The organism is Promicromonospora sp. CA-289599 (assembly GCF_050936155.1).
Lineage (GTDB): Bacteria > Actinomycetota > Actinomycetes > Actinomycetales > Cellulomonadaceae > Promicromonospora.
Genome location: NZ_JBNJNI010000001.1, coordinates 3,054,247 through 3,065,928, shown reverse-complemented (window position 1 = coordinate 3,065,928; position 11,682 = coordinate 3,054,247). Strand labels below are relative to the sequence as shown.

At 72.0% G+C, this 11,682-nt stretch carries 8 protein-coding genes; 1 reads left to right on the top strand and 7 read right to left on the bottom strand.

The genetic code is table 11. The features are described 5' to 3' along the window. Positions 1 to 32 precede the first annotated feature (32 nt). The 3 genes from ACQEVI_RS13570 to topA all read right to left on the bottom strand — a co-directional run bounded on the left by ACQEVI_RS13570 (position 33) and on the right by topA (position 4,802). Positions 33 to 1,169 carry a DNA polymerase III subunit delta' gene (locus ACQEVI_RS13570; protein WP_432899528.1) on the bottom strand — a complete coding sequence of 379 codons (1,137 nt, stop codon included), beginning with the start codon at positions 1,167 to 1,169 and terminating at the stop codon, positions 33 to 35. After that, on the bottom strand, positions 1,166 to 1,894 hold the full coding sequence (gene tmk / locus ACQEVI_RS13565; RefSeq protein ID WP_432899525.1) for a dTMP kinase: 729 nt from the start codon (positions 1,892 to 1,894) through the stop codon (positions 1,166 to 1,168). The genes ACQEVI_RS13570 and tmk overlap by 4 nt, the downstream gene beginning before the upstream one ends. Before the next feature lie 91 nt (positions 1,895 to 1,985). Continuing rightward, on the bottom strand, positions 1,986 to 4,802 hold the full coding sequence (gene topA / locus ACQEVI_RS13560) for a type I DNA topoisomerase (RefSeq protein WP_432899522.1): 2,817 nt from the start codon (positions 4,800 to 4,802) through the stop codon (positions 1,986 to 1,988). A 241-nt stretch (positions 4,803 to 5,043) separates the two neighbouring features. On the opposite strand from topA, the gene ACQEVI_RS13555 reads away from it, so the two are divergent. Then, entirely contained in the window at positions 5,044 to 5,973 is a 930-nt protein-coding gene (locus ACQEVI_RS13555; protein WP_432899519.1) for a phosphatase PAP2 family protein, read from the top strand. 113 nt (positions 5,974 to 6,086) lie between these two features. On the opposite strand, the gene ACQEVI_RS13550 is transcribed toward ACQEVI_RS13555, so the two are convergent. The 4 genes from ACQEVI_RS13550 to ACQEVI_RS13535 form a co-directional block, all read right to left on the bottom strand. Continuing rightward, positions 6,087 to 7,544, bottom strand: a complete 1,458-nt coding sequence (locus ACQEVI_RS13550; RefSeq protein WP_432899516.1) for a S1 family peptidase — start codon at positions 7,542 to 7,544, stop codon at positions 6,087 to 6,089. Between the two features lie 190 nt (positions 7,545 to 7,734). Next, a complete protein-coding gene (locus ACQEVI_RS13545; protein WP_432899513.1) occupies positions 7,735 to 8,859 on the bottom strand; it encodes a S1 family peptidase in 1,125 nt (374 codons plus the stop codon). Between the two features lie 142 nt (positions 8,860 to 9,001). Beyond that, complete coding sequence (locus tag ACQEVI_RS13540) at positions 9,002 to 9,943, bottom strand: LysR family transcriptional regulator (RefSeq protein WP_432899511.1); 942 nt, start codon at positions 9,941 to 9,943, stop codon at positions 9,002 to 9,004. 143 nt (positions 9,944 to 10,086) lie between these two features. Further along, the gene (locus tag ACQEVI_RS13535; protein WP_432899508.1) at positions 10,087 to 11,670 is read right to left on the bottom strand and encodes a DUF7059 domain-containing protein; all 1,584 of its coding nucleotides are present in this window, start codon (positions 11,668 to 11,670) and stop codon (positions 10,087 to 10,089) included. Positions 11,671 to 11,682: the final 12 nt, after the last annotated feature.

The window sequence follows — 11,682 nt, the reverse complement described above, 5'->3', positions numbered from 1 at the left end:
AGGTCCGCACAGGTGATTGGACCACCCGGCGGTCAGCCTTGCGGGCGCAGGGCTATCGCCATCGCCTCGAGCGCGAGCAGCGGGGCGACGTTGCCGTCCAGGCGGGTACGGGCCACGCCTATCGAGTCCATCCGGCGCACCGTCTGCTCCGGGGTGGAGTCGGCGGCCAGGAGGCGCACCGTCTCCGCCAGCTCGGCGTTCACGAGGTCGACCTCCGCGCCGAGCTGAACCACGAGCACGTCCCGGTACAGGGAGAGCAGGTCCACCATGGCGCGGTCGAGCACGTCGCGCTGATGCCGCGTCGCGCGCCGCTTCTGGTCGTCCTCCAGCTGTTTGAGCTGCGACCGCAGGCGCGGCGGCAGCGTCTCGCCGTCCGCCACACCCAGGCCACGCATGAGCTCGGCCTTCTCGGCCGCATCCCGTTCCTGGGTGGCGGACACGGCCTCCGCCTTGGCCACGTCCACGAGCTCACCGGCGGCGAGCACCGCGTCCCCGACCCCGCGGATGCGCCGGGCGATGCTCAGCACGGCGGTACGCCGCTCGCGCGCCCCGGCGTCGCGCGCCAGCCGCTTCGCGAGGCCGACGTGGCTCTGCGCCGCACGGGCGGCGCTCAGCGCGATCGCCGGGTCGGCTCCGTCGCGCCGCACCAGCAGGTCGGCGACCGCCTGCGGCGGGGGCACGCGCAGCACCACCGCACGGCAGCGCGACCGGATCGTCGGCAGCACGTCCTGGACCGACGGCGCGCACAGCACCCATACCGTGTGCGGCGGGGGCTCCTCGATCGTCTTGAGCAGGACGTTCGTGGTGCGCTCCGCCATGCGGTCGGCGTCCTCGATCACGATCACACGCCAGCGCCCGCCGGACGGCGACCGGGACGCGGTCATGATCAGGTCCCGCACCTCGTCGATCGCGATGACCACCTTCTCCGTGGCCAGCAACGTCACGTCCGGGTGGGTGCCCGCCATGGTCGTGGTGCACGCCTGGCACACGCCACAGCCGCCCTGGGGGCACTGCAGCGCCGCCGCGAAGGCGCGGGCGGCCACCGACCGTCCGGAGCCCGGCGGGCCGGTCACCAGCCACGCGTGCGTCATCGCCACCGGGTTCGCCACGGCGCTCTGGAGCGCGGCGACGGCATGCTCCTGCCCGACGACGTCGTCCCACACGGTCATGAGCGGTCCTCGCCGAGGGACTCGGCGGCGGCATCGGCCTCTGCGACGGCGGCTGCCTCGGCGAGGGCACCCGCCTCGGCGACGACCGGTGTGAAACCCAGCCGGGCAGAGATGTCCACCCTGATCTGTGCCTGGATGTCGTCGATCGGCAGGGCCGCGTCAAGGATCACCCAGCGCTCCGGATCCGCCGCGGCGCGCTGGAGGAACGTGTCCCGGACCCGGGTGTGGAACTCGAGGCCCGCACGCTCCAGCCGGTCCAGGGCGCCCTTGCCGTCGGCCCCGGCGCGTCTGACCGCCGCTGCCCCGGGCTCGAGGTCGAGCAGGATCGTGATGTCCGGCCGCAGGCCCTTCGCCGCCCACAGGGAGAGATGCTCCACCTCGTGGCCCGGCAGGTCGCGGCCACCGGACTGGTAGGCGACGGACGAGTCGAGGTAGCGGTCGGTGATCACCACCGCGCCGCGGTCCAGTGCCGGCCGTACCACCGTCTCCACGTGGTGGGCGCGGTCCGCCGCGTAGATCAGCGCCTCGGCGCGCGGGCCCATGTCCAGGCCGTGCATGACCGCCGCCCGCAGCTCCTTGCCGAGCTCGGTGCCACCGGGCTCGAACGTGAGCACGACCTCGCGGCCGGTCAGGTCGGCCAGCCAGTCGCCGAGGAGGCGGGACTGGGTCGACTTGCCGACGCCCTCGCCGCCCTCGAAGGAGATGAAGTAGCCCGGTTCGTTCACGCGGCAACCCTAACCGCGCCCACCGACACCCACCGGCCGAGAAACGTGTCGGGCGTGCACGCCGCCGGAGCGACCCGCGCGCCCGGCACGGCTACTTGTTCGAGCTCGACGCCTTCTTGGCGGCGGGCTTCTTGGCCGGGGCCTTCTTCGCCGCCGGCTTCTTGGCCGCCGTCGCCCGCGTGGTGCGCTTCTTGGCCGGGCCCTGGGCACGCTTCTCCGCGAGCAGCTCGATCGCGCGCTCCGCGGTGACCGACTCCGGGGTGACGTCACGCGGCAGGGTGCGGTTGGTCTCGCCGTCGGTCACGTACGGACCGAAGCGGCCGTCCTTGACCTGGATCGGCTTGCCGCTGGTGGGGTCGTCCCCGAGCTCGCGCAGCGGCGGGGTGGCCGTGCGCCCGCGCCCCCGCTTGGGCTGCTTGTAGATCTCCAGCGCCTCCTCGAGGGTGACCGTGAACATGGCCTCCTCGGACGGCAGGGTGCGCGAGTCCGTGCCCTTCTTCAGGTACGGGCCGTAGCGGCCGTTCTGCGCGGTGATCTCGTCGCCCGACTCCGGGTCGGTGCCGACCACGCGCGGCAGCGACATGAGCTGCAGGGCGTCCTCGAGCGTCACCGAGTCGAGAGCTTGCGTCTTGAGCAGCGACGCGGTCTTCGGCTTGGGCAGGGCGGCCAGAGCGCGCTTCTTCGCCGCGGCCGACAGGCCGGGGTCGAGGTCCGGCTCCGGCATCTGCTCCGTGACGTACGGGCCGTAGCGGCCGTTCTTGGCGATGACCGGGTTGCCGGTCTCGGGGTGGATGCCGAGGACGCGGCCGTCGTCGGCCCCCGCCGCGAGCAGCTCGCGCGCCTTGGCGACGGTCAGCTCGTCGGGCGCGACGTCGTCGGGCACCGAGGCGCGGGGCGGGGTCTTGCCCTCCTCGACCTCGGCCGCGAGGTCCTCGATGTACGGGCCGTAGCGGCCCACCCGCACACGGATGCCCTCGCCGATGTCCACGGAGTTGATCGCGGCGGCGTCGATCTCGCCGAGGTTCGCCACGAGCGCGCGCAGACCGCCGCCGTCGCTGTCCACACCGAGCTCGTCGGAGGTGCCGAGGTTGCCGGGGGCCTCGCCGAAGTAGAACTCCTTGAGCCACGCGACCCGCTCCCGCGACCCGGCGGCGATCTGGTCGAGGTCGGCCTCCATGGTGGCCGTGAAGTCGTAGTCGACCAGCCGGTCGAAGTGCTCCTCCAGCAGGCGGATCACGGCGAACGCGAGCCACGTCGGCACCAGTGCCTGGCCGCGCGTGATCACGTAGCCGCGGTCCTGGATGGTCGAGATGGTCGCGGCGTAGGTGGAGGGGCGGCCGATCCCGCGCTCCTCCAGCGCCTTGACCAGCGACGCCTCCGTGTAGCGTGCGGGCGGCGCCGTGGAGTGCCCGTCGGCGGCGAGGTCGGTGCCGACCAGCGCGTCGCCCTCGGACATCGTCGGCAGGCGCGTCTCCTTCGCCGCCGCGGCGCCCTCGGCCGCCTCGGTGTCGGCGTCCGCGCTCTCCTCGTAGGCCGCGAGGAACCCGCGGAACGAGATCACCGTGCCCGAGGCCGAGAACACCGCCTCGTTGCCGTCCTGCTCGCCGCCGACGATCGTCGCGCCGAGCCGGACGGACGCCGTCGAGCCCTTCGCGTCGGCCATCTGCGACGCGACGGTGCGCTTCCAGATCAGCTCGTAGAGCCGGAACTGGTCCCCGCTCAGCTCGCCCGCGACCTGTGCGGGGGTGCGGAACGAGTCGCCGGCGGGGCGGATCGCCTCGTGCGCCTCCTGGGCGCCCTTCGACTTGGACTGGTAGAGACGGGGCGCGCCCGGCACGTACTCGGGGCCGTACAGCTCGGCCGCCTGACGGCGCGCGGCGTTCGTGGCCTCCGACGACAGCGACGGGCTGTCGGTACGCATGTACGTGATGTAGCCGTTCTCGTACAGACCCTGCGCGGTGCGCATCGCCTGACGCGACGACATCCGCAGCTTGCGGCCCGCCTCCTGCTGCATGGTGGAGGTGGTGAACGGCGCCGCGGGACGGCGCGTGTACGGCTTGGTCTCCAGGCTGCGGACGGAGAAGTCGGCGGCCTGGAGCCCGGAGACGACGGCGGTCGCGGTGGCCTCGTCGAGCTGCACCACGCCCGTGCGGACCTTGAGCCGCCCGCGGTCGTCGAAGTCACGGCCCGAGGCGACCTTGGCGCCTGCCAGCTGGGTGAGCCGGGCGCGGAAGGAGGGCTGTCCGGAGGCTGCGCCGTCGTCGTCCGAGACCGCGAAGGTACCCGCGACGTCCCAGTAGTCCGCTGAGACGAACGCCATACGCTCGCGTTCCCGCTCGACCACCAGACGCGTCGCCACCGACTGCACACGACCGGCCGACAGTCCCTGACGCACCTTGCGCCACAGCACCGGCGACACCTCGTAGCCGTACAGGCGGTCGAGGATGCGCCGGGTCTCCTGGGCGTCCACGAGGTCCTGGTCCAGCTCCCGGGTGTTCTCCAGGGCGCGGAGGATCGCGTCGCGGGTGATCTCGTGGAACACCATGCGCTTGACCGGGACCTTGGGCTTGAGCTCCTGGATCAGGTGCCAGGCGATGGCCTCGCCCTCGCGGTCCTCATCGGTCGCGAGAAAGAGCTCGTCGGCGTCCTTCAGAGCCTTCTTGAGCTCGCTGACCTTCTTCTTCTTGTCCGCGTGGACCACGTAGTACGGGTCGAACCCGTTGTCCACGTCGACCGAGAACTTGCCGTACGGGCCCTTCTTCATCTCCGCCGGCAGGTCCTTGGGCTGCGGGAGGTCGCGAATATGCCCGACGCTGGCTTCGACCTCGTAGTCGTCGCCGAGGTAGCTCTGGATCTTTCGAGCCTTCGTGGGCGACTCCACGATCACGAGCTTGCGTGCCTGGGACATCCGGTCCTGCCTGCTTCCTGCGGGGTCTGGGGAGGGCGACTGGCGCCGTCGGAGAGTTCACGGTACGCCAGACACAACGGCTCGCACCCTATCCGGGCCGACAGCCGCTTGCCCGGCGGTCCCGCATGACCGTGGTGATTTTCACCCGTGGCGTGATCAGCGGCGTGCCGAGATGTGATGAACAACAGAGCGTTACACCGGACACACCGTCTCTTCAGCAGACTCCTCTACGGTGGGGGCCATGACGGACCAGACCCTCCCGCTGCCCGATCATCGGGACGAGAGCAGCACCAGCTACGCGGGTCCCCGGATACCCAGGCGCCGGCCCCGGCTGGTACCCCGTATCACCGCCGTGGTCGTGGCGGTGCTCGCGCTCTGGGCGGTGTGGGCGACATGGGACACGTTCGTCGCGTCACCCCTCGGCCAGCGCGCGGACCAGCTCGCGCTCGAGGGGGCCGCCCGCGGCCAGAACACCCTCTGGGAGCTCGCCGAACCGGTGCTCGGAGTGGTGTCGAACTCGTTCATCGGCCTGGGCCTGGCGGCCGCCGTGATCCTCGCGCTGGCCCGCGGCCGCTGGTGGCTCGCCGTGCAGGTCGCGATCCTGGTGGGCGGCTCGAACCTCACCACGCAGGTGCTCAAGCACGCGGTGCTCGACCGGCCCGCGCTGCTCGACGTACCGCGAGCGGACATCAACACCCTGCCCAGCGGGCACACGACGGTGGCGGCGTCCATCGCGGTGGGGCTGCTCATCGCGGTCCCCCGGCGCTGGCGGCCCGTGGTGGCGGTGGCCGGCGCGGCCTACACGGCGGCCACCGGGATGTCGACGCTGATCGGCCAGTGGCACCGGCCCTCCGACGTCGTCGCCGCCATCCTCGTGGTGCTCGCCTGGGGCGCCGGGGTGTGCGCGCTGAGCTCGCCGTCGTCCCTGGACGCGCCGCAGGACGGGCCGCAGCACGGGACGTCCGGCGCGGCCGCACTGCTGCTGCTCGGCGCGGTCGGCACCGGAGCGCTCGCGGTCGGCGCCCTGGGCAGCGTGCGGGGCGACGGATGGGGCCTGCCGCTGGGCGGCGACCTGACCGCCTACATGGGCGGGATGCTCGGCGTGGTGGCCGTGACGCTCGGCGCGTTCGCGCTCCTGCTCCTGGTCCGGCAGTCGACGGCGCGCCCGTAGACGCCGACTGGCCGAAGTAGAGCGCCTGCCCGAGTCTCCCCGGTGATGCCCGGGAGACTCGGACAGGCGCTCTACTCCGACAGTCGGGCGTCAGGAAGCCCTGCGTCCCGCCATCAAGGCGTCGAGTACCCGCCCGTGTAGGAACCCGAGCCGGAGTACGAGTCCACGACCCAGCGGTACGTGCCGGACGTACCCGAGTAGCTCACGCTCTCGTCGGGTGCGGCGGTGATGCCCTGCGCGACGGTGGACCAGGAGCCGCTGCCCGAGCGCTTCTGCAGGTAGAGGTCGAAGTCGACACCACTGGGGCCGTCGAGGCAGCCCGTGATGGTGCCGGACCCGGACGAGAAGCCGCTGCTGCTCGGCTTGTAGGTGAAGGCGCCGCTGCTCAGCGAACCGCTGAACGCTGTCTCCTGGCTGGCACAGCCGGGAGGCGGCGTGGTGCCACCGCCGCCGGTGATCAGCGTCACGCTCGCGGCGCTGAGCGCCTCGTTCACCGGCTGGAAGTACGTGGTGCCGCCGGAGGAGCAGTTGCCGTTGCCGCCCGACGTCATGCCCTGGGCCTGCGAACCGGCCAGCAGCGAGCCGCCCGAGTCACCCGGCTCGGCGCACACGTTGGTCCGGATGAGGCCGGAGACGCTGCCCTCGGCGTAGTTCACCGTGGCGTTGAACGCCTGGATCGTGCCGCAGTGCCAACCGGTCGTGGAGCCCGAGCGGCAGACGGACGCGCCGACGGCGGCCTGGGACGAGCCCGAGACGTTGACCGTGCCGCCGTTGTAGTTGTTGACCGCACCGATCGGGGTGTCGTCCGAACCGGTGTTCACGTAGGCGTAGTCGTTGCCCGGGAACGAGGACACCTGGAAGGTGCCGCTCGGCTGGCTGGTCGTCGCACCACGCGAACCGCAGTGGCCGGCGGTGACGAAGCCACCGGTGACCGAGAAGCCGACCGAGCAGCGTCCGCCACCGATGTAGTAGGCGTTGCCGCCGATCACGTTGATGAGGGTGCGAGGCAGCTCGGCGACCTCGACCACGGAGACGGAGCCCGCGGAGAGGCCTGCCCGCGCGACGGCGGCGGCGACGGCGGCCTTCGAGCCCTTCGCCACCTCCATGACCACGGAGTTGGACTCGACGTCCACGTAGGCGGCGGCGACCTTGGCGTCCGGAGCCGCCCGGTAGGCCTTGGTGGCCAGCCGCTCGAGCTGGCTCAGCGACTTGTCGACGGTGACTGCGTTGGCACCGGCGGCACGGACCTCGGCGGCTCCCGCCTTGTCGGTGACGGCGACGAACAGCTCGCTGCCGTCCACCCACGCCCCCGCGTAGCCCTTGTCGAGGGCCTTGACGATGGTGTGCTGCTTCGCGGACAGCGACTCGTCGGTCTTGAGGCGGGTCACTGCCTGTGCCGTGGTGAGCCCGAGGTCGCGCTCCATCGCGGCGACCATGCCCGGCGCGTAGCCGGCCACGTCGGACTTGTCGGAACCGGCGGCAGTGCCTGCGGTAGCAGCGGTGATGCTGGCGGCGAGGAGCGTCGCAGCGGCTGTAGCCACGGTGATCGCTCTGAAGGATGTGCGTCTCATGTCCAGCGACTCCTTGTCGTCGGGGCAATGAATTCACCCAGTGCGGCAAAGCGTAGGGTCGTGTCCAGGAAACTCCCAGATACCGATTGGGACATATCGCAGCAATATGCGGGCATGCCGGGGGGCGGGTAGGAACATTCCCCTACCCGCCCCCCGGGCCACCGACCGAGGTGCGCCTAGCGCATCCGGGTCAACGGGTCACGAGCGAGACACCCGCCGCGCTCAGCGCCTCACCCACGGGGTTGAAGTACGTCGTGCCGCCGGAGGAGCAGTTGCCGTTGCCGCCCGAGGTCATGCCCTGGGCCTGCGAGCCGGCCAGCAGCGAGCCGCCCGAATCACCCGGCTCGGCGCACACGTTCGTGCGGATCAGTCCGGTGACGCTGCCCTGGGAGTAGTTCACGGTCGCGTTGAGGGCCTGGATGGTGCCGCAGTGCCAGCCGGTCGTGGAGCCCGAGCGGCAGACGGTGGCGCCGACGGCGGCCGCCGACGAGCCCGAGACGTTCACGGTGCCGCCGTTGTAGTTGTTGACGGCGCCGACCGGGGTGTCGTCCGAACCGGTGTTCACGTAGGCGTAGTCGTTGCCCGGGAACGAGGACACCTGGAAGGTGCCGCTCGGCTGGCTGGTGGTCGCACCACGCGAACCGCAGTGGCCGGCGGTGACGAAGCCGCCGGTGGCCGCGAAGCCGACCGAGCAGCGGGAGCCGCCGATGAAGTAGGCGTTGCCGCCGACCACGTTGATCAGCGTCTTGGGCCGCTCCGCTGCGGTCGCCAGCGAGACGGCGGAGGCGGGCACGCCCGCCTCGGCGACCGCGGCAGCGACGTCCGCCTTGGCGCCGTCTACGACAGAGATGACGATCTCGTTGGTCTCCACGTCCACGTGGTACGAGGTCACGTCGGACTCGGACAGCGCACCGTCCAGGTCCGCCGTCCATGAGTCGAGCGCCGCGAGCGAGTTCTTCACGGTCACCGGGGTCGCCCCGGCCGCCCGTACCGCCGCGGCGTCGGCGGTGTCGGTCACCGCGACGTGCAGCTCGTCGACGCCTTCGACCCACGCGCCTGCGTAGGACGACGCGCCCAGCGCCCTCTCCAGGCTCCGCTGCGTTCCCGCCAGGGCCTCCTGCGCCTTGAGCTGAGCCACGGCCTCGGCCGCGCTCAGGTCGAGGTCGCGCTCCATGGCCGCGACCATGCCCGGGGCGTACTGCGCCGCGGCGGCCTCGGTGTCGGGCTGGGCGGCGGCGACGGCGTTGATGGTGCCGGCAAAGAGGCCCACGGTGGCGGTTGCCACGGCGAGACCCCGGAGGGAGGTACGACTCATCTCAGCGACTCCTTGTGTCGGAGAGCAGGTGAAAACACCACCTGGGGGTGACTATTCACCCGTGCGCTCAACCTAGGAGCAGTTGGACCTCACGTACAGATCACACTCAGGTCATACAAATTTCATATGGAGCGCAAACTGGTCAGCCGAGCATCCCGTACATCGCCAGCCACTGTTCGTACTGCGGACTGCGCCGCACTGCGTCCCGGTGCGCGCGGTGCGCGGCACCCTCGACGGCCTCCAGGTCCACTCGCAGGTCGGCGTCGTGGCGCCAGCCCAGGTAGTGGGTACGGCGCAGGGGCGCCCCGGCGAGCGGCACCGTCACCACGCCCGGCGGATCCAGCTGCCCGGGCTCCACGAGCGCGACGGCGCGCCCTGCCCGCACCTGGTCGACGGCGGTGGTCCACTCCGCCTCGCCCATGCCCTGCGGGGTGAACCCCGCGCGCACGCACGCCGACACGAAGCACTCCTCGAAGCAGCCGTGCGAGGGCACGCAGAGCCACTGCTCCTCGGACAGCTCGGCGAGCGAGACCTCGGGCTTGCCCGCGTACGGGTGGTGCTCGTCGATGAGGACGAACATCGGGTCGGTGCAGACCCGGGTCCATGCGACCTCGCCGGCGGACGGCGGCGACCCGTCCGAGCACATCCCGACCAGCCCGACGTCGATGGTGCCCCGCGCGAGCCGGGACGCCACGTCGTCCGCGAGATGGGGCATCGCTGTGGTGACCTGGACGCCGGGTATCGCGATGTGCAGCTGATTGACGAAAAGGCCGCCCAGCGCGGTGCCGGTGATGGCCACCCGGACCGTCTCACCCTTTGCCACGTCGCCGTTGACGAGGCGCTCGGCGTCGTCGGCGAGGGCCGACATCGCCGGGAGCAGCACGCGGGCGTGCCGCAGTATCAGCTCACCGAGCTCGGTCGCGCGCGCACCGAAGCGGTCGCGGACGAACACGTTCCCGCCGAGCGACCGGTCGATGCGGTTGAGCTGCGCAGTCAACGCCGGCTGCGCGATGCCGAGAGCAGCGGCCGCCTTTGTGACGCTGCCCGACTCGGCAACAGCGACGACCATCCTCAAGTGCCGCATGTCGAGTTCCACACGGTGGAAAATATCTGTCATAGCACCAGATGTCTCTGTTCTGAACAAGATTTATCGGTGCGCGCTACCGAAAGTTACGTCCGCGAAACGGATGGAGCACCGGTGGCAGAGCGGGTGATGGCGTTCTTGCGTCATTCTGCAAGGAAACCGTCACGAACCAGGCGACGGACGGCCGGGAGAAGCTCTCCGGCAAGGTCGTCGGCGGGGACGTCGAACAGCGACGCGAGCGCACCGACGATCTGCCCCACCGACAGCTCCCCGTCGCACGCGCCCACCAGCGCGGCGAGCGGGCTAGACGCCTGCACGCCACGCCCGAGGCCGTCCCCCTGCCGCAGGATGACGATGTTCGGGTCGGCGGCGCCGGGCGTCAGGTAGCGCTCCTCGGTGATGTCGGCGGCCGTGACGAGGCGCGACGCCGCGAGCGCCGCGTCGTCCCGCGCGGCGAGCCAGTCGTGGCCCGCGAGGCTGCGGGCGATGTGCGCGCCGAGCGGCTGCCGGACCGAGCCCGTGTGCTCCTCCAGGCGCCGTAGCGTGGGCGGCCCGGACAGCGGCCGGCGCAGGGTCACCAGCCCGAAGCCGACCGCCTCGACGTCCCGGGACTCGAAGTCGTCGAGCCATGCGCCGTAGGCCGCCGCCCAGGCGTCCGGCTCACGGTCGGCGGTGGTGCCGCCGTCCCGGATCCACGTCTCGGCGTACTCGGCGGGGTCGAGGACCTCACGCTGGATGATCCAGCCGTCCAGGCCTGCCTCGTCGAGCCAGGCGCCGACCCGTTCGGTCCACGGCTCTCCCCGGCGGTGCTCCCAGTTGCCGAGGAGCTGGGCGGTGCCGCCCGGCGCGAGCACGTCGCCCACGCCGAGGATCAGGTCCCGCACCAGGTCGTCGCCCGCCCTGCCGCCGTCGCGGTACTCGTAGTCGCCGAGCGCGTCGGCGACCGCCCGCCCCGCCGCCCCGGCGTGCGGCGTGATCACGAACGGCGGGTTGGACACGACGAGGTCGAACCGCTCTCCCGCCACCGGCTCCAGCATCGACCCGTGCCGCAGCTCCAGCTCCGTCCCGGCCCGGGTGTTCAGCGCGGCGTTGAACGCCGCGAAGGCCAGCGCCCGCCGCGAGATGTCCGTCGCCACCACGTGCTGCGCGTGCCGCGCCGCGTGCAGGGCCTGGATGCCGCAGCCGGTGCCCAGGTCGAGCACCCTGCCCGTCGAGCCACGCACGGTCACCTGCGCCAGCGTGAGGGAGGCGCCGCCCGCGCCCAGCACGTGGTCGGTGGCCAGGCGTCCCCCGCTGACGAGCTCGCCGAGGTCCGAGGCGAGCCACCAGCTCGCGTCGCCGACGGCGTCCACCGAGGAGTAGGGGCTCAGGTCCACCACGGCGCGCACGTCGTCGTCGTCCCCCGTGCCCTGAGCGGCGACCAGGCCGAGGCGCTCCGCACCCGCGGTCCCCGTGCGTGGCAGCGCCCGGTCGAGTGCCGCGCGCGGCACGACCCCGCCCAGGAGGAACAGGCCGGCGAGGGTCGCCGGCGGGCTGGGCCGTGACGACGACGGGGCGCCCAGTGCGGCGGCCAGCGCCCGGCGGGCCGGCAGGGACTGCTCGCGGTGCAGCGCCGCCGCGGCCACCGGGCCCAGCAGACGCTCGACGCCGTCGACGTCGTAGTCGGAGGCGACCAGGTCGTCATGGAGGGAGTCGACGAGGGCACGGTCGGTCACAGGAGGCAGCACGGACCTATCCTG

Coding starts and splice junctions, on each gene's coding strand:
- ACQEVI_RS13570 (WP_432899528.1), bottom strand. CDS start 1,169: ATGACCGTGTGGGACGACGTCGTCGGGCAGGAGCATGCCGTCGCCGCG.
- topA (WP_432899522.1), bottom strand. CDS start 4,802: ATGTCCCAGGCACGCAAGCTCGTGATCGTGGAGTCGCCCACGAAGGCT.
- ACQEVI_RS13555 (WP_432899519.1), top strand. CDS start 5,044: ATGACGGACCAGACCCTCCCGCTGCCCGATCATCGGGACGAGAGCAGC.
- ACQEVI_RS13550 (WP_432899516.1), bottom strand. CDS start 7,544: ATGAGACGCACATCCTTCAGAGCGATCACCGTGGCTACAGCCGCTGCG.
- ACQEVI_RS13545 (WP_432899513.1), bottom strand. CDS start 8,859: ATGAGTCGTACCTCCCTCCGGGGTCTCGCCGTGGCAACCGCCACCGTG.
- ACQEVI_RS13540 (WP_432899511.1), bottom strand. CDS start 9,943: ATGCGGCACTTGAGGATGGTCGTCGCTGTTGCCGAGTCGGGCAGCGTC.